This window comes from Klebsiella sp. Shm-1, assembly GCF_040804525.1.
Lineage (GTDB): Bacteria > Pseudomonadota > Gammaproteobacteria > Enterobacterales > Enterobacteriaceae > Klebsiella > Klebsiella pneumoniae.
In genome coordinates, this window is record NZ_CP161823.1 from 1,472,306 (window position 1) to 1,495,401 (window position 23,096).

The window sequence follows — 23,096 nt, forward strand, 5'->3', positions numbered from 1 at the left end:
ATTGAACATGACCTTAAAAGAATTATTGGTGGGGTTCGGCACCCAGGTCCGTAGTATCTGGATGATTGGCCTGCATGCCTTCGCCAAACGTGAAACCCGGATGTATCCGGAAGAGCCAGTCTACCTGCCGCCGCGCTATCGCGGCCGCATCGTGCTGACCCGCGATCCGGACGGTGCAGAGCGCTGCGTCGCCTGTAACCTGTGTGCGGTAGCCTGCCCGGTGGGCTGTATCTCGCTGCAGAAAGCAGAGACGGTAGACGGCCGCTGGTATCCGGAGTTCTTCCGCATCAACTTCTCACGTTGCATCTTCTGCGGCCTGTGCGAAGAAGCGTGCCCGACCACGGCGATCCAGTTGACCCCGGACTTCGAGCTGGGTGAATACAAGCGTCAGGATCTGGTGTACGAAAAAGAGGATCTGCTGATTTCCGGTCCGGGCAAATACCCGGAATATAACTTCTACCGGATGGCGGGTATGGCAATCGACGGCAAAGATAAGGGCGAAGCGGAAAATGAAGCTAAGCCAATCGACGTCAAGAGCCTGTTACCGTAAGGAGAGGGGCAATGGAATTCGCTTTTTATATCTGTGGCCTGATAGCCATCCTCGCAACCTTGCGGGTCGTCACCCACACCAATCCGGTGCATGCGCTGCTGTACCTGATTATTTCGCTGCTGGCGATTGCCGGGGTGTTCTTCTCGCTGGGCGCGTACTTCGCCGGAGCGCTGGAAATCATCGTCTACGCCGGGGCCATTATGGTGCTGTTCGTCTTCGTGGTGATGATGCTCAACCTGGGCGGCACCGAGATCGAACAGGAGCGCAAGTGGCTGCAGCCGGGGATCTGGATTGGCCCGGCCATCCTCTCCGCGGTGCTGCTGGTGGTTATCGTTTACGCCATCCTGGGCATTAACGACCAGGGTATCGACGGTGCGGCGATTAACGCCAAAGAAGTGGGCATTGCGCTGTTTGGGCCGTACGTCCTGGCGGTGGAGCTGGCCTCCATGCTGCTGCTGGCGGGCCTGGTGGTTGCCTTCCACATTGGCCGCGAAGAGCGCGCCGGCGAGGTGCTGAGCAACCGTCTGAACGACAGCGACAAACGAAAAACGGAGGAACACGCATGATCCCCTTAACACATGGACTGATCCTCGCGGCCATCCTGTTTGTGCTTGGTCTGACGGGGCTGGTGATCCGCCGCAATCTGCTGTTTATGTTGATTAGCCTGGAAATCATGATTAACGCCGCCGCGCTGGCCTTTGTGGTGGCGGGTAGCTACTGGGGTCAGGCAGATGGTCAGATAATGTATATCCTCGCCATCAGCCTCGCGGCTGCGGAAGCGAGTATCGGCCTGGCGCTGCTGCTGCAGCTCCATCGTCGCCGCCAGAACCTGAACATCGATTCAGTAAGTGAGTTGCGTGGATGAACATGCTTGCCTTAACCATTCTTTTGCCATTGATTGGCTTTGTGCTGCTGGCCTTCTCCCGCGGGCGCTGGTCGGAAAATCTTTCCGCCGCCGTTGGCATGGGCTCGGTAGGCCTGGCGGCGCTGGTCACCGTGTACGTTGGCGTCGACTTTTTCGCTAACGGCAAACAGGCGGTCAGCGTGCCGCTGTGGACCTGGATGTCGGTCGGTGATTTCAACATCGGCTTCAACCTGGTGTTGGACGGCCTGTCGCTGACCATGCTCTCCGTAGTTACCGGCGTCGGCTTCCTGATCCACATGTTCGCCTCCTGGTACATGCGCGGTGAAGAGGGATATTCCCGCTTCTTCGCCTATACCAACCTGTTTATCGCCAGCATGGTGGTTCTGGTACTGGCCGATAACCTGCTGCTGATGTACCTCGGTTGGGAAGGCGTGGGCCTCTGTTCTTACCTGCTGATCGGTTTCTACTACACCGATCCGAAGAACGGCGCCGCAGCGATGAAAGCGTTTGTGGTGACCCGCGTCGGCGACGTGTTCCTCGCCTTCGCGCTGTTCATTCTTTATAACGAACTGGGCACCCTGAACTTCCGCGAAATGGTGGAGCTGGCGCCGCAGCACTTCGCTAACGGCAGCACCACGCTGCAGTGGGCGACGCTGATGCTGCTTGGCGGCGCGGTCGGTAAATCCGCCCAGCTGCCGCTGCAAACGTGGCTTGCCGATGCGATGGCGGGTCCGACGCCGGTCTCTGCGCTGATCCACGCCGCGACCATGGTCACCGCTGGCGTCTATCTGATCGCCCGTACCCACGGCCTGTTCCTGATGACGCCGGAAGTGCTGCATCTGGTCGGTATCGTCGGGGCGGTCACCCTGGTGTTGGCGGGCTTCGCCGCGCTGGTGCAGACCGATATCAAACGCGTTCTCGCCTACTCTACCATGAGCCAGATTGGCTACATGTTCCTCGCGCTGGGCGTGCAGGCATGGGACGCGGCGATTTTCCACCTGATGACTCACGCGTTCTTTAAAGCGCTGCTGTTCCTGTCGTCTGGTTCGGTCATTCTGGCCTGCCATCACGAACAGAACATCTTCAAGATGGGCGGCCTGCGCAAATCGATTCCGCTGGTATACGTCTGCTTCCTGGTGGGGGGCGCGGCGCTGTCCGCACTGCCGCTTATCACCGCAGGCTTCTTCAGTAAGGATGAGATTCTGGCAGGCGCGATGGCCAATGGCCATATCAATCTGATGGTGGCAGGCCTGGTCGGCGCCTTTATGACCTCGCTGTACACCTTCCGGATGATTTTCATCGTATTCCACGGTAAAGAGCAAATTCACGCGCACGCAGGGAAGGGGATTACCCATCATCTGCCGCTGATTGTGCTGCTGGTACTATCCACCTTCGTTGGCGCGCTGATTGTGCCGCCGCTGGAAGGCGTACTGCCGCAGACCACTGAGCTCGCCCACGGTAGCGTGATGACGCTGGAGATTGCCTCCGGGATCATCGCCATTGCCGGGATTCTGATCGCTGCATGGCTGTGGCTGGGCAAACGCACGCTGGTGACCTCCATCGCCAACAGTGCGCCTGGCCGCTTCTTCGGTACCTGGTGGTTCCATGCCTGGGGCTTCGACTGGTTATACGACAAGGTGTTCGTAAAACCATTCCTCGGTATTGCCTGGCTGCTGAAACGCGATCCGCTGAACTCGTTGATGAATATCCCGGCGATCCTTTCCCGCTTCGCAGGCAAAGGCCTGCTGGTGAGCGAGAACGGTTATCTGCGCTGGTATGTGGCTTCAATGAGCATCGGCGCGGTGGTGGTGCTGGCGCTGCTGATGGTATTGCGTTGATTTGATCGCGCGGTTTTGCCCGGTGGCGCTTCGCTTACCGGGCCTACGAGACCGTAGGTCGGGTAAGCGAAGCGCCACCCGACACAACAAACCGCACTCAAACGTGAATGTAGTCGAATTCGTTGAAAATCGGTCCTGAACGGGACTTTAACAAGGAATAAAAATCGCCATGTTACTACCCTGGCTAATATTAATTCCCTTTATCGGCGGCTTCCTGTGCTGGCAGACCGAACGCTTTGGCGTGAAAGTGCCGCGCTGGATCGCGCTGATTACCATGGGACTGACGCTGGTGCTTGGCCTGCAGCTGTGGATGCAGGGCGGCTATTCTCTGACGCAATCCGCGGGTATTCCGCAATGGCAGTCGGAATTCGTGCTGCCGTGGATCCCACGCTTCGGCATTAGCATCCATCTGGCGATCGACGGCCTGTCGCTGCTGATGGTGGTGCTGACCGGTCTCCTCGGCGTGCTGGCGGTGCTCTGTTCGTGGCGTGAAATCGAAAAATACCAGGGCTTCTTCCACCTCAACCTGATGTGGATCCTGGGCGGCGTTATCGGCGTGTTCCTCGCCATCGACATGTTCCTGTTCTTCTTCTTCTGGGAAATGATGTTGGTGCCGATGTACTTCCTGATCGCGCTGTGGGGCCACAAAGCCTCGGACGGTAAAACGCGCATCACAGCGGCCACCAAGTTCTTCATCTATACCCAGGCGAGCGGCCTGGTGATGCTGATTGCCATTCTGGCGCTGGCCTTCGTCCACTTCAACGCCACCGGCGTGTGGACCTTCAACTATGAAGATCTGCTGAAAACCCCAATGTCTCACGGCGTGGAATACCTGCTGATGCTCGGCTTCTTCATCGCCTTCGCGGTGAAAATGCCGGTGGTGCCGCTGCACGGCTGGCTGCCGGACGCTCACTCCCAGGCGCCGACCGCCGGCTCTGTCGACCTCGCGGGGATCCTGCTGAAAACCGCCGCCTACGGTCTGCTGCGCTTTGCGCTGCCGCTGTTCCCGAATGCCTCCGCCGAGTTTGCACCCATCGCCATGTGGCTGGGCGTGATTGGTATCTTCTACGGCGCGTGGATGGCCTTCGCCCAGACCGATATTAAACGCCTGATCGCCTACACCTCCGTGTCCCACATGGGCTTCGTGCTGATTGCTATCTACACCGGCAGCCAGCTGGCCTATCAGGGAGCGGTGATCCAGATGATTGCTCACGGTCTGTCCGCGGCGGGTCTGTTCATTCTGTGCGGCCAGCTGTACGAACGTCTGCACACCCGCGATATGCGCCAGATGGGCGGCTTGTGGAGCAAAATTAAATGGCTGCCGGCGATGTCGATGTTCTTCGCTGTCGCCACCCTGGGGATGCCGGGCACCGGTAACTTCGTCGGCGAATTTATGATCCTGTTCGGCAGCTATAAAGTGGTGCCGACGATCACCGTCATCTCCACCTTTGGTCTGGTATTCGCGTCCGTTTACTCGCTGTCGATGTTACATCGCGCTTACTTCGGTAAAGCGAAGAGCGAAGTGGCGGCGAAAGAGTTGCCGGGGATGTCCCTGCGTGAACTGTCTATCATCCTGCTGCTGGTGGTGCTGCTGGTGCTGTTGGGCTTCTTCCCGCAGCCGATCCTCGACACCTCGCATGCTGCGATGAGCAACATTCAGCAGTGGTTTGTTAATTCTGTTTCTACTACAAGGCCGTAATTCGCCATGACAATAACTCCACAACAACTGATCGCACTGCTACCGCTGCTGATCGTCGGCTTGACGGTGGTGGTTGTGATGCTCTCCATTGCGTGGCGACGCAATCATTTTCTCAATGCCACGCTGTCGGTTCTTGGACTTAACGCCGCGCTGGTCTCGCTCTGGTTCGTCGGCCAGAACGGGGCGATGGACGTCACGCCGCTGATCCGCGTTGACGGCTACGCCATGCTTTACACCGGTCTGGTGCTGCTGGCGAGCCTCGCGACCTGTACTTTCGCCTACCCGTGGCTTGAGGGTTACAAGGACAACAAAGAAGAGTTCTACCTGCTGGTGCTGATCGCCGCCCTGGGCGGCATTCTGCTGGCCGGTGCGAATCATCTGGCGGCGCTGTTCCTCGGTATTGAGCTGATTTCGCTGCCGCTGTTCGGCCTGGTTGGTTACGCCTTCCGCCAGAAGCGTTCGCTGGAAGCGAGCATCAAATACACCATCCTCTCCGCGGCAGCTTCGTCCTTCCTGCTGTTCGGTATGGCGCTGGTGTATGCGAACTCCGGCAACCTGTCCTTCCTCGCGCTGGGCAAAAGCCTGGCGGACAACATGCTGCACGAGCCGCTGCTGCTGGCGGGTCTTGGCCTGATGATTGTCGGTCTTGGCTTTAAACTGTCGCTGGTGCCGTTCCACCTGTGGACGCCGGACGTTTACCAGGGGGCGCCTGCGCCGGTCTCCACCTTCCTGGCGACCGCCAGCAAGATCGCTATCTTCGGCGTAGTGATGCGTCTGTTCCTGTACATGCCGGTGGGCAACAGCGAAGCGGTACGCGTGGTGCTGGGCCTGATCGCCTTCGCCTCTATCATCTTCGGTAACCTGATGGCGCTGAGCCAGACCAACATTAAGCGCCTGCTCGGTTACTCTTCCATCTCCCATCTCGGCTATCTGCTGGTGGCGCTGATTGCCCTGCAGAGCGGTGAAATGTCGATGGAAGCCGTGGGCGTCTACCTGGCCGGTTACCTGTTCAGCAGCCTCGGCGCGTTCGGCGTGGTCAGCCTGATGTCCAGCCCGTACCGCGGCCCGGATGCTGACTCGCTGTTCTCCTACCGCGGCCTGTTCTGGCACCGTCCGATCCTGTCGGCTGTGATGACGGTGATGATGCTCTCCCTGGCCGGCATCCCGATGACCCTCGGCTTTATCGGTAAGTTCTACGTGCTGGCCGTCGGTGTGCATGCGCATCTGTGGTGGCTGGTTGCCGCGGTGGTTGTCGGCTCGGCGATCGGTCTCTACTACTACCTGCGCGTGGCAGTGAGCCTGTACCTGAGCGCGCCGGAGCAACTGAATCGCGATGCGCCGTCAAACTGGCAGTACAGCGCCGGCGGTATCGTGGTGCTGATCTCCGCGCTGCTGGTGCTGGTGCTCGGTATCTGGCCGCAGCCGCTGATTAGCATCGTGCAGCTGGCGACGCCGCTGATGTAAGTTGATTGACTCAATAAAAAACCGCCGGGATGGCGGTTTTTTTATGCCCGGATTTTACGCCATCTTGTAGACCATAAAGTCTTCCGCCAGCAGCGTGTTAGGGAAAATCTCCCGGCATTCCGCCAGCATACGCAGACAGCCTTCGGCATCGTAGCGCGAGCTAAAGTGGGTGGCGATCAGCGTACCGACCCCCGCTTCTTTGGCAAGCGCCGCGGTCTGCTGACTGGAAGAGTGGCCGCGGCTATTGGCTTTCTCCGCCATCGCCTGCTCAAGGGTGGTTTCGTGGACCATTACATCCGCCCCGCGAGCCATCTCCAGCGCCTGCGGGCAGGGGGCGGTATCGCCGAAGATGGCCAGCGTTTTACCCGGGGTTGCTGGCCCCAGATAGCGGCTGCCGTCAATGACCCGGCCATCTGCCAGCTCGACGCGCTGTCCGCGCTTGAGTTGATGGAACAGCGGCCCGGGAGGCACGCCATCGGCAATCAGCTGGGCGGCGTCGAGGGTGCCGGGCTTGTCATGCTGCTCAATGCGATACCCATAGCACTCCACCGGATGGCTGAGCGGATACGCGGTGACCCGATAGCCCTCTTCGTCGAACACCAGACCAGGGCCGACTTCGATGATGGTGAGCGGATAGTCGGTCCACGAACCGCTCAGGCGCAGCGCGGTCTCAACAAACTCTTTGAGTCCTTTTGGCCCGTAGAGGGTGAGGGGCAGAGAGTTTCCCTGCATCGAGCGGCTGCACAGCAGACCGGGCAGGCCGAACAGGTGGTCGCCGTGCAGATGGGTAATAAAAATCTTATTCAGTTTGCCGGGATGGTAGGGCGTGTGAAGAAACTGATGCTGGGTCCCTTCGCCGCAGTCAAACAACCACATTTCAGCGCGGGTCGGCTGTTGCAAATTCAGTATTATCGACGTCATATTACGCGTGCGGGTCGGCACCCCGGCGGATGTCCCCAAAAAAGTTAATTCCATCGTCCAGTGTCCTCAGGGCGAGTCGCAAAGTATCAGTATATCAATAAGGAGCAGCAGATGATGACCTGGCAGGATCTCCACCATAGTGAACTCACCGTTCCCCAGCTGTATGCGCTGCTGAAATTGCGCAGTGAAGTCTTTGTCGTAGAGCAGCAGTGCGTCTATCAGGATGTCGACGGCGATGATTTGGTTGGTGAAAATCGCCATCTGCTCGGCTGGCGCGATGGCGAACTGGTGGCCTACGCGCGGATCCTCAAAAGCGAAGAGGAGTTTGCACCGGTGGTGATTGGCCGGGTCATCGTCAGCCCCGCCGCCCGTGGTGCGAAGCTCGGCTATCAGCTGATGGAGCAGGCGCTGGCCAGCTGTCAGCAGCACTGGCCGCAAAAGGCGATTTACCTCGGGGCGCAGGCGCACCTGCAATCCTTTTACGCCCACTTCGGTTTTACGCCGGTGACCGAGGTCTATGATGAGGATGGCATCCCCCACATTGGCATGGCGCGAGAAAAGCGCGCTGTCTGACTCCTCTGCACCCTCGTCCACGCGCAGCTCTGGCCCGGCGAGCGGGTAAGATAAAACCCGCTCCCTCATCATGGGTACTGCTATTCCGTCGTCGAACCCCTTATAATGTGGGGTTTTACTACCGTGGAGATTTGCGTGCTGTCTGTTTCCACTGCGCTGGCCCGTTTGCAAGACGGCCTGGGCGAGTCATTTCCAGACTCGCCCGGCACGCGAATTATCGATGTTGCCTTTCCGCTGAATGATGCCTTCGATCCGCTACTATGGTGCGGCCAGCAGGCGCAATGGCCGCAGTTTTACTGGCAGCAGCGCAATGGCGATGAGGAACTGGCGACGCTGGGGGCGGTAAAAACCTTTACCTCGCTCGACGCGGCGAACCGCTTTTTACGCCAGTCCGGCCGGCAGGATCTGCGTATCTGCGGCCTGAATGCGTTTGAACCGCAGCAGGGCAGCCTGGCGCTGCCGCGTCTGGAGTGGCGCCGGTGCGGCGGCAGGGCCGTGCTGCGGCTGGTGCTGCATAGTGATATCTCCCTGCGTGAGGATGCCGCGACGGCCCGCGCGTTTCTCGCCAGCCTGACAACCACTCAGGCGACTCCCGGCGCCATACCGCCGTTGCTGAGCGAGCGCCACTCATCCGACTATCCTCAATGGCAGGCAATGATTGCGCGGGCGGCTAAGGCGATCAGCGCCGGTGAAATGGATAAAGTAGTGCTGGCGCGGGCAACTGACCTGCAGTTTGCCGCCCCGCTGGACGCCGTGAGCATCATGGCGGCTAGCCGGCGCAGCAATCTTAACTGTTTTCATTTCCTGATGGCGTTCAATGCCCGGCAGGCATTTTTCGGCTCCACGCCGGAACGGCTGTGGCGCCGGCGCGGCGCGCTGCTGCGCACCGAAGCGCTGGCGGGGACCGTCGCGAACCATCAGGAAGACGCGAAGGCGCAGCAACTGGCCGACTGGTTGATGAAAGACGACAAAAACCAGCGGGAAAACATGCTGGTGGTAGAGGATATCTGCCAGCGCCTGCAGAGTGAGGCCTCGACGCTGGACGTCCTGCCGCCGCAGGTGGTGAGGCTGCGTAAGGTGCAGCATCTCCGACGCTGCATCTGGACCGAGCTGGCGGCGCCTGACGACAGCCGCTGTCTGCTGCAGCTGCAGCCCACCGCCGCGGTGGCCGGCCTGCCGCGCCGGGCGGCGCTGGCGTTCATTCAGCGTCATGAACCGTTTTCCCGCGAATGGTACGCCGGGTCCGCCGGGTATCTGTCACTGGCGCAAAGCGAGTTTTGCGTGGCGCTGCGTTCGGCGAAAGTGAACCACGACACCCTGCGGCTGTATGCCGGGGCGGGGATCGTCAGCGGCTCTGATGCACAGCAGGAGTGGCAGGAGATTGACAACAAAGCGGCCGGGCTGCGCTCGCTGCTGTGTCCATAAAGCTTGAATGACGATGCATATCAAAACGACGTCACTTTGCCTTATCTATACTTAGCATCAATATTTGATACCGGACAATTTCATGTCAGTAAGCGCATTTAACCGACGCTGGGCGGCGGTGATCCTGGAAGCTTTAACGCGCCATGGCGTGCAGCATATCTGCATCGCGCCGGGCTCGCGCTCGACACCCTTAACCCTGGCGGCGGCGGAAAACCGCGCCTTTATCCATCATACCCATTTCGACGAACGCGGCCTCGGCCACCTGGCGCTCGGACTGGCGAAGGCCAGCCGGCAGCCGGTGGCGGTGATAGTCACCTCCGGGACCGCCACCGCGAACCTCTATCCGGCGCTGATTGAGGCGGGCCTCACCGGCGAAAAGCTGATCCTGTTGACCGCCGACCGTCCACCGGAGCTGATCGACTGCGGCGCGAACCAGGCGATCCGCCAGCCCGGAATGTTTGCCTCCCATCCTGCGCAGACGATTTCTTTGCCGCGTCCCTCGCAGGATATTCCTGCCCGCTGGCTGGTCTCAACCATCGACCAGGCGCTGGGGGCGCTGCACGCCGGCGGGGTGCATATCAACTGTCCGTTCGCCGAACCGCTGTATGGCGATATGGATGAGACCGGCGTGGAGTGGCAGCAGCAGCTCGGCAACTGGTGGCAGAGCGATAAACCCTGGCTGCGTCAGGCGCTGCAGTTAGAGAGCGAGAAGCAGCGCGACTGGTTCTTCTGGCGGCAAAAACGCGGCGTCGTCGTGGCGGGGAGAATGAGCGCCGCGGAAGGGAAAAAAGTGGCTGAGTGGGCGCAAACTCTCGGCTGGCCGCTGATCGGCGATGTCCTGTCGCAGACCGGGCAGCCGTTGCCGTGCGCCGACCTGTGGCTGGGCAACGGCAAAGCGGTCAGCGAACTGGCGCAGGCGCAGATCGTGGTGCAGCTCGGCAGCAGCCTGACCGGCAAACGCGTGCTCCAGTGGCAGGCGACCTGCGAGCCGGATGAATACTGGCTGGTGGATAATCTGCCAGGCCGCCTCGACCCGGCGCAGCACCGCGGCCGCCGTCTGCTCGCCAGCGTTGAGTGCTGGCTTGAGCTGCATCCGGCGGAAAAACGTCAGCCGTGGGCGACGGTGATCCCACAGCTTGCCGGGCAGGCGTGGCAGGCGGCGGTTGCCAGCAATGAGCCTTTTGGCGAAGCGCAGCTGGCGCAGCGTATTCGGCGCTATCTGCCGGAGCAGGGGCAACTGTTTGTCGGTAACAGTCTGGTGGTGCGCCTGATCGACGCCCTGGCGCAGCTACCGGCCGGGTATCCGGTCTACAGCAACCGCGGCGCCAGCGGCATCGATGGCCTGATCGCCACTGCGGCCGGCGTGCAGCGCGCCAGCGCCCGACCGACGCTGGCCATCGTTGGCGATCTCTCCGCGCTCTACGATCTCAACTCGCTGGCCCTGCTGCGCCAGGCGTCGGCGCCGCTGGTGCTGATCGTGGTGAATAACAACGGCGGACAGATTTTTTCTATGCTGCCGACGCCGCAGGACGAACGCCGCCAGTTCTATTTAATGCCGCAGGACGTGGATTTCAGCCACGCGGCGGCGATGTTCGGCCTGGCCTATCATCGTCCTGATGACTGGCCGTCGCTGGATGAGGCGCTGGCCGGCGCCTGGCGCAGGGCGGGGGCGACGGTGATTGAGCTGGCGGTCAACGAGACCGACGGCACGCAGACTCTCCAGCAGCTGCTGGCGCAGGTAAGCCGCCTGTGATACTCAGCGCGGCGGTCGACAACGGTCAGTCAGGTTATCCCTGGCTGGTGTTTCTGCACGGGTTTTCCGGCGACCGCGACGAGTGGCGTGAAGTGGGCGACGCCTTTCCCGTCTGGCCGCGTCTGTATCTCGATCTGCCGGGGCACGGCGGCTCCGCGGATATCGCGGTACAGGACTTTGCCGGGGTCAATACTCTGCTGCAGTCTATGCTTAATAGTTACAACATACATAAGTATTGGCTGATCGGCTACTCGCTGGGCGGCCGGGTGGCAATGAACTTCGCCAGCCAGCCGCGCGCAGGCATGCGCGGGCTGATCGTTGAAGGCGGCCATCCGGGCCTGCAGGATGTAGAGGCGCGGCAGGTGCGGCGCAGCAATGACCGCGCCTGGGCGGAACGTTTTCACCGCGAGCCGCTTGAGCAGGTCTTTGCCGACTGGTATCAGCAGCCGGTCTTCGCTTCGCTGAATGCCGCGCAGCGTGAGTCATTGGTCGCCTTACGCAGCCGGAACAACGGCGCGACGCTGGCGGCGATGCTGCAGGCAACCTCCCTTGCCGCGCAGGCCGATCTGCGCGCGTCTCTGCAGGCGCGCGATTTTCCTTTTCACTACCTGTGCGGCGAGCGCGACGCGAAGTTTCGCGCCATCGCGCAGACGCTCGCGGCGGATCTCCATCTTATTCACCATGCCGGACACAACGCGCACCGGGACAACCCGGCGGCGGTGATTGCCTGTCTGGCGCAGATTCTGGCAAGTTAACTGAAGGACATTCTATGATCTCTCTTGATGAAGCAATGCTCTACGCCCCCGTTGAATGGCACGATTGCTCCGAAGGCTATACCGATATTCGCTATCACAAATCGACTGACGGGATTGCCAAAATCACCATTAATCGTCCGCAGGTGCGCAACGCCTTCCGCCCGCTGACCGTCAAAGAGATGATCCAGGCGCTGGCGGATGCCCGCTATGACGACAATATCGGCGTCATCGTGCTGACCGGTGAAGGTGAGAAAGCCTTCTGCGCCGGCGGCGACCAGAAAGTCCGCGGCGACTACGGCGGCTATCAGGACGACTCCGGCGTTCATCATCTTAACGTGCTCGACTTCCAGCGTCAGATCCGCACCTGTCCAAAACCGGTGGTCGCGATGGTGGCCGGCTACTCTATCGGCGGCGGTCACGTGCTGCATATGATGTGCGATCTGACTATCGCGGCGGAAAACGCCATCTTCGGCCAGACCGGGCCAAAAGTCGGCTCTTTCGACGGCGGCTGGGGCGCCTCCTATATGGCGCGGATCGTCGGGCAGAAAAAAGCGCGCGAAATCTGGTTCCTGTGCCGCCAGTATGACGCTCAGCAGGCGCTGGACATGGGGCTGGTGAATACCGTGGTACCGCTGGCGGATCTGGAAAAAGAGACCGTGCGCTGGTGTCGTGAAATGCTGCAGAACAGCCCGATGGCCTTGCGCTGCCTGAAAGCGGCGCTGAACGCCGACTGCGACGGCCAGGCTGGTCTGCAGGAGCTGGCGGGCAACGCCACTATGCTGTTCTATATGACGGAAGAGGGGCAGGAAGGCCGCAACGCCTTCAACCAGAAACGTCAGCCGGACTTCAGCAAATTTAAACGGAATCCATAATGCGCGTTTCGCAGGTTTACCGCTGGCAGATACCGATGGACGCGGGCGTGGTGCTGCGCGAGCGGCGGTTAAAAACCCGCGACGGGCTGTTCATCCGCCTGCAGGAGGGGGAACGCGAAGGCTGGGGCGAAATTTCTCCCCTGCCGGGATTCAGTGTCGAGACGCTGGAAGAGGCGCAAATGGCGCTGTTAGCGTGGGCACAGGCCTGGCGCGACGGCGCCGAGCCGCCGCTTCCCACGCAGCCCTCCGTCGCGTTTGGCATCAGCTGTGCGCAGGCGGAGCTTGGCGGCGAACTACCGCAGGCCGCGGATTATCGCGCGGCGCCGCTCTGCTCCGGCGATCCGGATGAGCTATTCGCCAGACTGGCGGCGATGCCCGGCGAGAAGGTCGCTAAGGTCAAAGTTGGCCTCTGGGAGGCGGTCCGCGACGGTATGGTGGTCAATCTGCTGCTGGAGGCGATCCCCGACCTGCAGCTGCGGCTCGATGCCAACCGCGCCTGGACGCCGCTCAAAGCGCAACAGTTCGCCAAATACGTTAATCCGGCGTACCGCCAGCGCATTGCTTTTCTTGAAGAACCTTGCAAAACGCGGGAGGATTCTCGGGCCTTTAGCCGCGAGACAGGGATCGCTATCGCCTGGGATGAAAGCTTGCGCGAGGCGGATTTCCGCTTTGTCGCCGAGCCGGGGGTGCGTGCGGTGGTGATCAAACCGACGCTAACCGGCAGTTTGCAGAAGGTGCAGCAACAGGTCGCCGCGGCGCATGCGCTGGGGTTGAGCGTAGTGATCAGCTCGTCGATCGAGTCCAGCCTTGGGTTAACCCAGCTGGCGCGGGTTGCCGCCTGGCTGACGCCGCAGACCATCCCCGGACTCGATACGCTGGCGCTGATGGGCGCCCAGCTGGTACGGCCGTGGCCCGAAAGTGCGCTGCCGGTGCTCAACATTGATGCGCTGGAGCCGCTGCTGTGACCTTTAACGACTGGCCCTGGCGGCATTGGCGTCAGCGGCGTGGAGAGGCCCTCGCCTTACGTCTGAATAACCAGCCGCTGACCTGGTGGGAGCTATGCGCGCGGGTTGACGCGCTGGCGTCTGGTTTTGCCGCGCAGGGCGTAATGGAAGGGCAGGGCGTGGCGCTCCGGGCCTATAACCAGCCGGAAACTCTGCTGGCATGGCTGGCGCTGCTACAGTGCGGGGCGCGGGTGCTGCCGCTGAATCCGCAGCTGCCAGCGGTGTTGCTGCAGGCGTTGTTACCCGCGTTAACCATGCAGCATCAGCTGGTGCTGAATGGCGATGTGTTGCCGGGGAATTTACCGATGTTAACCCTGCAGTTGGTCGAGGGCGAGCATGCTGCTTGCTGGCATGGCGATCGGTTGGTGTCGATGACGTTGACCTCCGGTTCAACCGGCCTGCCGAAAGCGGCGGTACATAGCGCCAACGCCCATCTGGCCAGCGCGGCTGGCGTGCTGGCGCTGATGCCGTTTGCCGCAGGAGATGACTGGCTGCTGTCGCTGCCGTTGTTCCATGTCTCCGGTCAGGGGATCGTCTGGCGCTGGCTGCTGGCCGGCGCGCGACTCACGGTACGTGACAAACAGCCGCTGGCGCAGATGCTGCACGGCTGTACCCATGCTTCGCTGGTGCCGACTCAGCTATGGCGCCTGCTGAATGATGATGCTGCGGTTTCCCTCAAGGCGGTGCTGCTCGGCGGCGCGTCGATCCCGGTCGAATTGACTGAACGGGCGCGAAAGCAGGGCATACGCAGCTTCTGCGGCTATGGCCTCACCGAATTCGCCTCCACCGTGTGTGCCAAAGAGGCCGACGGCGCTGCGGATGTTGGCGAAGCGCTGCCGGGGCGAGAGGTGAAAATTGTCGCCGGCGAGATCTGGCTGCGGGCGTCGAGTATGGCCGCAGGCTACTGGCGGGATGGTCAATTGTTGTCATTAACCAACAATGAAGGTTGGTTTGCGACGCGCGATCGCGGAGCATTGCATAACGGTCGGCTGACGGTTGTTGGGCGACTGGATAACCTCTTTTTTAGCGGTGGAGAAGGTATTCAACCGGAAGAGGTCGAGCGTGTGATACTCGCCCATCCACAGGTACAGCAGGTGTTTATCGTGCCGCTGGATGATGCGGAATACGGCCAGCGCCCGGTAGCGGTGGTGGAATGCGATGACGGCTGCGAGTTGAGCGCGCTGGCGGCATGGAGCGCTGAGCGGTTAGCGCGTTTTCAGCAGCCGGTGCGTTGGCTGCGGTTGCCGGAAACGTTAAAAAACGGCGGGATTAAGATTTCGCGCCGGGCGCTGTGCGAGTGGGTCAGGCAGCAGACGCATGCGACCGTATCGTAGCCACCCGCATTATCCCGCGGCATAACGCCGGGTGGGTTGAACGCGGTATGCTGGACTAAAGTAGCCCTTTCAGGCTGAGAGTAACGCGGGTGGCGGCATTAAGATCGTAGTTTTTGAGATCTTCGGCTTTGACCCAGGCGTAATCGTCAAACTCCTCGTTGATCGTCACATCGCGATTGGCGCTCACGCAGTCGAAGATGAGATAGATCATGTAGATCGTTTCCTGATGCCCGTCGGGGTAGGTTTTGACGCGGGTATCGTCGCGAAAGCACCATGGCGCGATATGGGTAAGGATGAGTTTTTCGCCGAGCTCTTCGCGTATTTCCCGCCGCAGCGCCTCTTCAATACGTTCCCCTGGCTCCACGCCGCCGCCGGATAAGGCCCATTGCCCGGGAAAAACCCCGCGGTCGGCGGCCATTTTGCAAAGCAGATAATGGCCTTCATTCTCGATCAGCGGGCAAACAATCGTCCTGTGGCGCATGGGTTTTCTCCTGCAGAGGGATGGGGCGGTATGCTGGTGAAATAGTTTGCGAGCCGCCTCGGTAAACTGCAAGCGAAATACAGTTCAGGTCTTGTTGAGTGCTACGTTAAGCGAAAATGATTGTATGGAGCACCGCCATGGAAAGGGCGACGAATTCCCCCCACGATGCTGTATTTAAACACCTGCTGTCGCATCGGGCGACGGCCAGGGATTTTCTGGACATTCACCTTCCCGCACCGCTGCGCGCGTTATGTAATCTGAACACGCTGCGGCTGGAGTCCGGGAGCTTTATTGACGACGAACTGCGGGCGAGTCATTCCGATATCCTTTACTCGCTGCAAACGCAGGCGGGGGAGGGCTATATCTATCTGTTGATAGAGCACCAAAGCTCGGCGGACCGCCATATGGCATTTCGCCTGATGCGCTATGCGATAGCCGCGATGCAGCGTCATCTGGATAAAGGGCATACGCAGCTGCCGCTGGTGATCCCGCTGCTGTTTTATCATGGTCGCGTTTCTCCCTGGCCTTACCCGATGTGCTGGCTGGCAGGCTTTGCCGATCCGGACATCGCGCGGCGGATCTATGGTGAAGATTTTCCCTTAATTGATATCACTAGCACCCCGGACGATGAAATCATGCGCCATCGGCGCGTGGCGATGCTGGAGCTGCTAAAGAAGCATATTCGCCAGCGGGATTTGATGGACCTGCATGAGCAGCTGGTCAGGCTCCTGGCGCTGGGATACACTAGCCGCAGGCAGCTTAAGACGCTGTTGCACTATTTATTACAGGCAGGAAACGCCGCCGATCCGGTTGCTTTTTTGCGCCATCTTGCGCAAAACGTTCCCCGGCGGCCGCATAAGGAGACGCTAATGAATATTGCCCAGTTTCTGGAACAACGCGGCCATCAGCAAGGATTAAAGCAAGGTCTTGAACAAGGTCTACAGCAAGGTATCGAGCAAGGTGAGCAGCAGACCGCGGAGCGTATCGCCCGGGCGATGCTTGCTAACGGACTCGACCTGTCGCTGGTGGCGAAACTGACCGGCCTCGCCCCGGAATGTCTGGCCCGGCTGCAGCATTAATTATTCCCTTATCCACCCGCGCCGCGCCGATCGTGCGGCGCCAGCTCTCTGTTTTCGTCAATGTGTCAGCGTTAATCATAATAAACATGAATATTACTGGCGTTGAATAGGCTGTTCGTGGTTCTGGCAACGCTCGATGCCGTAAAAATACGCAACTGGTTACACTCTTGTGAAAATTCATTTCGCCAGGTCATTGATTCCTGATGGGTGCGCAGTAGAATTTTCAGGTTTTTCGGGACTTCTTTGATTTTAATTTTCTGGATAGAGTAAATAATGAAAAAAAGCATTTTTATGGCGCTGGCGGGCGTGATGATGGTTTCTTCGGCGGCCCATGCGATTAGCGTTACCGGTGAAGCCGGCGAGCATTACACCAACCTTGGCGTCGGCTTCGGCACCGAGTCCACCGGCCTGGCCGTTTCGGGTAACTGGCTGCACAGCGATAACGACGGCGACGCCGCGGGTTTAGGCCTGGGACTCAATATTCCGCTGGGGCCGTTCCTCGCGACCGTGGGTGGTAAAGGTATTTACACCAATCCGAAACAGGGCGATGAAGGTTATGCGGCCGCGGTCGGCGGCGGCCTGCAGTGGAAAATCGGCGACAGCTTCCGCCTGTACGGCGATTATTACTACTCTCCGGATTCGCTCTCCAGCGGCATTGATAGCTACCAGGAAGCCAACGTCGGCGCCAGCTGGACCATTATGCGTCCGCTTAGCATCCAGGCCGGCTACCGTTACCTGAACCTGGCGGGCAAAGATGGCAACCGCGATAACACCATCGCCGACGGCCCATACATCGGCGCCAGCGCCAGCTTCTAATCTCTTCCGGCGCGGCATCTTCTTGCTGCGCCAGATTTTCCTCCTCGTCAGCATCCCGCTTTGCGTTATAGTATTTCTCACCTGGCAGGCAAGGAGTGAGCAATGTTGAATGTGGAAATGCTGTCCACCGGCGATGAAGTGTTGCATGGTCAAATCATTGATACCAATGCGGCATGGCTGGCGGATTTCTTTTTTAATCAGGGTTTACCGTTAACGCGCCGCAATACCGTTGGCGACGATCTCGATGCGCTGGTGGCGATTCTGCGCGAACGCAGCGAACAGGCGGATGTGCTGATCGTCAACGGCGGCCTCGGCCCAACCAGCGACGACCTGAGCGCGCTGGCCGCTGCCACTGCGAAAGGCGAAGGGCTTATTTTGCATCCGGAGTGGCTGGAAACCATGACCCGCTTTTTTGCCGAGCGCGGCAGGCCGATGGCGGAAAGCAACCGTAAGCAGGCGGAAATCCCGGCCAGCGCCGAGATGATCAACAACCCGGTCGGTACGGCCTGTGGCTTTGCCATCCAGCTCAACCGCTGCCTGATGTTTTTCACTCCCGGGGTCCCCTCTGAATTTAAGGTGATGGTCGAGCAGGAAATTTTACCGCGTCTGCGCCAGCGCTTTACGCTGCCGGACCCGCCGGTATGCCTGCGTATGACCACCTTTGGCCGCTCGGAGAGCGAGCTGGCGCAAAGTCTTAATCCGCTGACGCTGCCTCCGGGCGTGGTGATGGGTTACCGCTCGTCGATGCCGATCATTGAACTCAAGCTAACCGGACCGGCCAACCAGCGCGACGCCATGCTGGCCCTGTGGCCGGAGGTGCGTAAGGTGGCTGGCGACAGCCTGATTTTCGAAGGCACGGAAGGGTTACCGGCGCAGATCGCCCGCTGTCTGCAGGAGCGGCAGCTGAGCCTGACGCTCAGCGAGCAGTTTACCAGCGGCCTGCTGGCGCTCCAGCTGTCCCGCGCCGGCGCGCCGCTGCTGGCCAGCGAAGTCGTTCCGGCGCAGGAGGAGACGCTGGCGCAGGCGGCCCGCTGGGCGGCCGAGCGGCGCATAAACCATTTTGCCGGCCTGGCTCTGGCGGTGAGCGGTCAGGAAAACGATCATCTTAACGTGGCCCTGGCCACCCCGGACGGCACCTTCGCACTGCGGGTGAAGTTTAGCGCCACCCGCCACAGCCTGGCGGTACGCCAGGAAGTCTGCGCTATGATGGCGTTAAACATGCTGCGTCGCTGGCTGAATGGCCAACCGCTGGCCAGCGAACATGGCTGGATTAACGTGGTGGATTCCCTCTCGCTGTAAGTCATTCCCCCCGGCGCACCGTATCCTCGGGGCGCCGGTCGTCCAACCTGTTGTACTCTTCTGAAAAAATTCTGTGCGTTAAGTCACAATTTTCTGCTGCGAACGGTCCAGTATACGGGGAAACGATTGCCCCGCGATGTCGCTCACACTTTACCGCCCGGACAATCGCAACACTGATTCCAGTATTCAGGATTGGAGTCCAGTATGTTGGAATCAACGAAAGTCCCGGCGCTGACCCGCGCGATTGAGATCCTCAATTTAATTGGCCGCATCGGCCCCTGCAGCGCGGCGACGATAATAGCGGAGCTGGGGATCCCGAAAAGCACGGTGTATCTGCTGCTGGGCGAGCTGAAAAAGCAGCGCTTCATCAGTATGGATAATCAGGATAACTACTGCCTGTGGACCAAGCTGGTGGAGCTGGCCGGGCAGGCGCTGAGCAAAATGGACCTGCGCGAGCTGGCGCGGCCGCGCCTCACCCGGCTGATGGATGAGTGCGGCCTGCTTTGTCATCTGGGCATTATCGATCAGGGTAACGCCTACTACATTCTGAAAATTGAGTCTCCCGCCACCATCAGCGTGCGCTCGCATGAGGGTAAGAGCCTGTCGCTTTACCGCTCCGGGATCGGCAAATGTTTGCTGGCCTGGCAGCCCGCCAGCGTTCAGGCGTCGATTATCGAAGACCTGCAGTGGGAGCGGGCCACGCCAACGACCATCACCGATGCTCAACAGCTGCGGGAGGAGCTGGGGCGGATCCGCGCCCGGGGCTGGAGCTTTGATAATGGCGAGGACTATCCGGATGTGCGCTGCGTGGCTGCCCCGGTATTTAACGCCAATAACGACCTGACCGCCGCCATCTCGGTGGTGGGTACCCGTCTGCAAATCAATGAAGACAATCGCGATTACCTGGCTGGTAAGGCGATTGCCTGCGCGAAAGATATTTCACGTCTGCTGGGGTGGAAAAGCCCCTTCGAACAACTCGCCTCATCATAAGGAGAACATCATGACCCTACCGAAAATTAAACACGTCCGCGCCTGGTTCATCGGCGGCGCTACAGCAGAGCAGGGCGCCGGCGGCGGCGATTACCACGACCAGGGGGCTAACCACTGGATTGACGATCATATCGCCACCCCGATGAGCAAATATAAACAGTATGAGCAGTCCCGGCAGTCGTTTGGCATCAACGTGCTGGGGACGCTGATTGTGGAAGTGGAAGCCGACAACGGACAGACCGGCTTTGCGGTGTCGACGGCCGGGGAGATGGGCTGCTTTATCGTCGAAAAACATCTCAACCGCTTTATCGAAGGCAAATGCGTCAGCGATATCAAACTGATCCATGACCAGATGCTTAACGCCACCCTTTACTACGCGGGATCCGGCGGCCTGGTGATGAATACCATCTCCTGTGTCGACCTGGCGCTGTGGGACCTGTTCGGGAAAGTGGTTGGCCTGCCGGTCTACAAACTGTTGGGTGGGGCGGTGCGCGACGAAATCCAGTTCTATGCCACCGGCGCACGTCCGGACCTGGCGCAGGAGATGGGCTTTATCGGCGGCAAAATGCCTACCCACTGGGGGCCGCACGATGGCGACGCCGGGATCCGCAAAGACGTCGCCATGGTGGCGGATATGCGCGAAAAATGCGGCCCGGATTTCTGGTTAATGCTGGACTGCTGGATGAGCCAGGACGTTAACTATGCCACCAAACTTGCCCATGCCTGCGCCCCTTATAACCTCAAGTGGATCGAAGAGTGCCTGCCGCCGCAGCAGTATGAAGGCTATCGCGAGCTGAAGCGCCAGGCGCCGGCCGGGATGATGGTGACCAGCGGCGAGCACCACGGCACGCTGCAGTCCTTCCGCACTCTGTCGGAAACCGGCATCGATATTATGCAGCCCGACGTTGGCTGGTGCGGCGGCTTAACCACCCTGGTGGAGATCGCGGCCATCGCCAAAGCGCGCGGGCAGCTGGTAGTGCCCCACGGCTCGTCGGTTTACTCACATCATGCGGTGATCACCTTCACCAACACGCCGTTCAGTGAGTTTCTGATGACCAGTCCGGACTGCGCCACGCTGCGCCCGCAGTTCGACCCGATCCTGCTCGGCGAGCCGGTGCCGGAGAGAGGGCGCATTCATAAATCGGTCCTGGATAAACCCGGCTTTGGCGTCGAGCTCAATCGCGACTGCAACCTGAAGCGTCCTTATCAACACTGATTGCGTCGGGCCGCCCGGCGGCCCGCGCCTGAGGATATTATGATGAGCAACACTCTGCTGGAGAGCGTGGTGAAGAAAAACCGCGCCCGCTTAATCCCCTTTATGCTGGCGTTGTACGTGCTGGCGTTTCTTGACCGTTCTAATATCGGTTTCGCCAAAGAGACCTACCAGCTGGATACCGGACTCAGCAATGAGGCCTACGCGCTGGGGGCCGGTATCTTCTTTGTGGTCTATGCCTTCCTCGGGGTGCCGGCCAATCTGCTGATGCGCAAATTTGGCGCCAGGCGATGGATCGGCTGCACCACGCTGCTGTGGGGCGTGCTGTCGGCGGCGATGGCGTGGGCGGATACGGAAGCGAAATTCCTGCTGGTACGTACCCTGCTGGGCGCGGCGGAGGCGGGCTTCTTTCCAGGAATGATCTACCTCACTTCACAGTGGTTTCCCCAGCAAAACCGCGCCAGCATTATGGGGCTGTTTTATATGGGCGCGCCGCTGGCCCTGACGCTGGGATCGCCTTTATCCGGTGCGCTGCTGGAGATGCATGGATTTATGGGCCATCCCGGCTGGTTCTGGATGTTTGTCATTGAAGGCCTGCTCGCCGTCGCCGCGGGAGCGTTCACCTTCTTCTGGCTGGACGATTCGCCGCAGCATGCCCGCTTCCTGAGCGCAGCGGAGAAACAGGCGCTGATAAGCGAGCTGGCGCGCGAGGAGGAGAAAAAGATTGCCTCGCGCCTGTCCGATGCGCTGCGTAACGGGCGGGTCTGGCAGCTGGCGCTGATTTATCTGACCATTCAGGTGGCGGTCTATGGTCTGATTTTCTTCCTGCCCACCCAGGTTGCTGCGCTGCTGGGCACCAAAGTCGGCTTCGTTGCCTCGGTGGTGACGGCCATCCCGTGGGTGGCGGCGCTGTTTGGCACCTGGCTTATCCCTCGCTACTCCGATCGCACCGGCGAGCGACGCAATATTGCCGCCCTGACGCTGCTGGCGGCGGCGGTCGGGATTGCGGTGTCCGGACTGGTGGCGCCGGTGCTGGCTATCATCGCGCTGTGCGTGGCGGCGGTCGGGGTGATAGCCGTGCAGCCGGTCTTCTGGACGATGCCGACGCAGCTGCTGTCCGGCACGGCGCTGGCCGCAGGGATTGGCTTTGTTAACCTGTTTGGCGCCATCGGTGGTTTTCTGGCGCCGATCGTGCGCGTGCAGGCCGAAACGTTGTTCGCCAGCAGCGCCGCCGGACTGTTAACCCTGGCCGGCGTCGCCATTGTCGGGGTGGTCATTATCTTTTCATTGAGCCTTACCCGCGCGGTACCCCAGCGCGGCAGCGTACAGCATTGAATAAAGGAATCGCTATGAACGCACTGTTATCTAACCCCTTCAAACGGGGATTATTACGCGGTGAGACGCAAATCGGCCTGTGGCTGAGCTCCACCTCATCCTACATGGCGGAGATCGCTGCGACGTCGGGATACGACTGGCTGCTGATCGACGGCGAGCATGCCCCGAACACCATTCAGGATCTTTATCATCAGCTGCAGGCGATTGCCCCCTATGCCAGCCAGCCGGTCATTCGCCCGGTCGAGGGCAACCGCAGCCTGATAAAACAGGTGCTGGATATTGGCGCCAGAACCTTGCTGGTGCCGATGGTCGATACCGTCGAGCAGGCTCGGGAGGTGGTCTCAGCGACCCGTTATCCCCCCATCGGGAGCCGCGGCGTTGGCGCCGGCGTGGCGAGAGCGGCGCGCTGGGGAAGGGTGGAGAATTATATGGCGGAGGCGAATGACGAACTCTGTCTGCTGATTCAGGTCGAGAGCCGAACCGCGCTGGAGAACCTGGACGCTATTCTCGAGGTGGAAGGCATTGACGGGGTGTTTATCGGTCCGGCGGATCTCTCCGCCTCGCTGGGCTACCCGGACGATGCCGGTCACCCTGACGTGCAGCGGGTGATCGAGCAGAGCATCCGGCGCATTCGCGCGGCGGGGAAAGCGGCCGGATTTCTGGCGGTCGACCCGGCGATGGCGGAAAAATGTCTTGCCTGGGGGGCCAACTTTGTCGCCGTCGGGGTGGATACCATGCTGTATACCCAGGCGCTGGACCGCCGGCTGGCGATGTTTAAATCTGCCAGCGCCCAGCCGCAAGAGAAAACGAGCTATTGACGGCACAGGCTG

Annotated in this window: 22 protein-coding genes; 20 read left to right on the plus strand and 2 right to left on the minus strand. The window is 60.4% G+C overall.

The features are described from left to right. Positions 1 to 7 precede the first annotated feature (7 nt). The 6 genes from nuoI to nuoN all read left to right on the plus strand — a co-directional run bounded on the left by nuoI (position 8) and on the right by nuoN (position 6,416). Positions 8 to 550, plus strand: coding sequence for an NADH-quinone oxidoreductase subunit NuoI (gene nuoI, locus AB1E37_RS07240; protein WP_002913152.1), 543 nt, complete (start codon positions 8 to 10; stop codon positions 548 to 550). An 11-nt stretch (positions 551 to 561) separates the two neighbouring features. Further along, on the plus strand, positions 562 to 1,116 hold the full coding sequence (nuoJ, locus tag AB1E37_RS07245) for an NADH-quinone oxidoreductase subunit J (protein ID WP_002913150.1): 555 nt from the start codon (positions 562 to 564) through the stop codon (positions 1,114 to 1,116). Next, positions 1,113 to 1,415 carry an NADH-quinone oxidoreductase subunit NuoK gene (gene nuoK / locus AB1E37_RS07250; RefSeq protein ID WP_002913148.1) on the plus strand — a complete coding sequence of 101 codons (303 nt, stop codon included), beginning with the start codon at positions 1,113 to 1,115 and terminating at the stop codon, positions 1,413 to 1,415. Before nuoJ ends, nuoK begins: the two co-directional genes overlap by 4 nt. Beyond that, on the plus strand, positions 1,412 to 3,253 hold the full coding sequence (nuoL, locus tag AB1E37_RS07255; RefSeq protein ID WP_004899579.1) for an NADH-quinone oxidoreductase subunit L: 1,842 nt from the start codon (positions 1,412 to 1,414) through the stop codon (positions 3,251 to 3,253). The genes nuoK and nuoL overlap by 4 nt, the downstream gene beginning before the upstream one ends. A gap of 169 nt (positions 3,254 to 3,422) precedes the next feature. Continuing rightward, positions 3,423 to 4,952 carry an NADH-quinone oxidoreductase subunit M gene (nuoM, locus tag AB1E37_RS07260; protein WP_002913146.1) on the plus strand — a complete coding sequence of 510 codons (1,530 nt, stop codon included), beginning with the start codon at positions 3,423 to 3,425 and terminating at the stop codon, positions 4,950 to 4,952. 6 nt (positions 4,953 to 4,958) lie between these two features. Then, complete coding sequence (gene nuoN / locus AB1E37_RS07265) at positions 4,959 to 6,416, plus strand: NADH-quinone oxidoreductase subunit NuoN (protein WP_004151107.1); 1,458 nt, start codon at positions 4,959 to 4,961, stop codon at positions 6,414 to 6,416. Between the two features lie 54 nt (positions 6,417 to 6,470). Here the strand turns inward: nuoN and rnz are convergent, their stop codons facing one another. Beyond that, on the minus strand, positions 6,471 to 7,391 hold the full coding sequence (gene rnz, locus AB1E37_RS07270; protein WP_004899577.1) for a ribonuclease Z: 921 nt from the start codon (positions 7,389 to 7,391) through the stop codon (positions 6,471 to 6,473). 57 nt (positions 7,392 to 7,448) lie between these two features. Between rnz and AB1E37_RS07275 the strand changes: the two genes are divergently transcribed. From AB1E37_RS07275 to menE, 7 genes are all read left to right on the plus strand, one after another. Continuing rightward, positions 7,449 to 7,910 (plus strand): GNAT family N-acetyltransferase, encoded by a 462-nt coding sequence (locus AB1E37_RS07275; protein ID WP_004184987.1) that lies wholly within the window; start codon positions 7,449 to 7,451, stop codon positions 7,908 to 7,910. A 135-nt stretch (positions 7,911 to 8,045) separates the two neighbouring features. After that, positions 8,046 to 9,335, plus strand: a complete 1,290-nt coding sequence (menF, locus tag AB1E37_RS07280) for an isochorismate synthase MenF (protein WP_032412004.1) — start codon at positions 8,046 to 8,048, stop codon at positions 9,333 to 9,335. Positions 9,336 to 9,417: 82 nt separating this feature from the next. Continuing rightward, entirely contained in the window at positions 9,418 to 11,088 is a 1,671-nt protein-coding gene (gene menD, locus AB1E37_RS07285; protein ID WP_032447766.1) for a 2-succinyl-5-enolpyruvyl-6-hydroxy-3-cyclohexene-1-carboxylic-acid synthase, read from the plus strand. After that, positions 11,085 to 11,843: a 2-succinyl-6-hydroxy-2,4-cyclohexadiene-1-carboxylate synthase gene (gene menH / locus AB1E37_RS07290; protein WP_032447765.1), complete on the plus strand. Its 759-nt coding sequence runs from the start codon at positions 11,085 to 11,087 to the stop codon at positions 11,841 to 11,843. The genes menD and menH overlap by 4 nt, the downstream gene beginning before the upstream one ends. Positions 11,844 to 11,857: 14 nt before the next feature. Further along, positions 11,858 to 12,715 (plus strand): 1,4-dihydroxy-2-naphthoyl-CoA synthase, encoded by an 858-nt coding sequence (gene menB, locus AB1E37_RS07295; protein ID WP_002913098.1) that lies wholly within the window; start codon positions 11,858 to 11,860, stop codon positions 12,713 to 12,715. Beyond that, a complete protein-coding gene (gene menC, locus AB1E37_RS07300) occupies positions 12,715 to 13,680 on the plus strand; it encodes an o-succinylbenzoate synthase (RefSeq protein ID WP_004214603.1) in 966 nt (321 codons plus the stop codon). The genes menB and menC overlap by 1 nt, the downstream gene beginning before the upstream one ends. Next, positions 13,677 to 15,053, plus strand: a complete 1,377-nt coding sequence (menE, locus tag AB1E37_RS07305) for an o-succinylbenzoate--CoA ligase (protein WP_032447763.1) — start codon at positions 13,677 to 13,679, stop codon at positions 15,051 to 15,053. The genes menC and menE overlap by 4 nt, the downstream gene beginning before the upstream one ends. 55 nt (positions 15,054 to 15,108) lie before the next feature. Here menE and nudI read toward each other — a convergent pair whose 3' ends face one another. Continuing rightward, complete coding sequence (gene nudI / locus AB1E37_RS07310; protein ID WP_004184975.1) at positions 15,109 to 15,534, minus strand: nucleoside triphosphatase NudI; 426 nt, start codon at positions 15,532 to 15,534, stop codon at positions 15,109 to 15,111. A 137-nt stretch (positions 15,535 to 15,671) separates the two neighbouring features. Here nudI and AB1E37_RS07315 point away from each other — a divergent pair, with 137 nt between their 5' ends. The 7 genes from AB1E37_RS07315 (at position 15,672) to yfaU (ending at position 23,084) form a co-directional block, all read left to right on the plus strand. Then, the gene (locus tag AB1E37_RS07315) at positions 15,672 to 16,613 is read left to right on the plus strand and encodes an Rpn family recombination-promoting nuclease/putative transposase (protein WP_117116843.1); all 942 of its coding nucleotides are present in this window, start codon (positions 15,672 to 15,674) and stop codon (positions 16,611 to 16,613) included. A 273-nt stretch (positions 16,614 to 16,886) separates the two neighbouring features. Then, the gene (locus AB1E37_RS07320) at positions 16,887 to 17,429 is read left to right on the plus strand and encodes a YfaZ family outer membrane protein (RefSeq protein WP_002913070.1); all 543 of its coding nucleotides are present in this window, start codon (positions 16,887 to 16,889) and stop codon (positions 17,427 to 17,429) included. A 102-nt stretch (positions 17,430 to 17,531) separates the two neighbouring features. Next, positions 17,532 to 18,728, plus strand: a complete 1,197-nt coding sequence (locus AB1E37_RS07325) for a nicotinamide mononucleotide deamidase-related protein YfaY (protein WP_004184973.1) — start codon at positions 17,532 to 17,534, stop codon at positions 18,726 to 18,728. A 204-nt stretch (positions 18,729 to 18,932) separates the two neighbouring features. Further along, entirely contained in the window at positions 18,933 to 19,718 is a 786-nt protein-coding gene (locus tag AB1E37_RS07330) for an IclR family transcriptional regulator (RefSeq protein ID WP_002913046.1), read from the plus strand. Between the two features lie 10 nt (positions 19,719 to 19,728). Further along, positions 19,729 to 20,934: an L-rhamnonate dehydratase gene (gene rhmD, locus AB1E37_RS07335; RefSeq protein ID WP_004175029.1), complete on the plus strand. Its 1,206-nt coding sequence runs from the start codon at positions 19,729 to 19,731 to the stop codon at positions 20,932 to 20,934. A 42-nt stretch (positions 20,935 to 20,976) separates the two neighbouring features. Further along, on the plus strand, positions 20,977 to 22,266 hold the full coding sequence (locus AB1E37_RS07340) for an MFS transporter (protein WP_002913045.1): 1,290 nt from the start codon (positions 20,977 to 20,979) through the stop codon (positions 22,264 to 22,266). A 14-nt stretch (positions 22,267 to 22,280) separates the two neighbouring features. Then, positions 22,281 to 23,084 carry a 2-keto-3-deoxy-L-rhamnonate aldolase gene (gene yfaU / locus AB1E37_RS07345; RefSeq protein ID WP_032447762.1) on the plus strand — a complete coding sequence of 268 codons (804 nt, stop codon included), beginning with the start codon at positions 22,281 to 22,283 and terminating at the stop codon, positions 23,082 to 23,084. Positions 23,085 to 23,096: the final 12 nt, after the last annotated feature.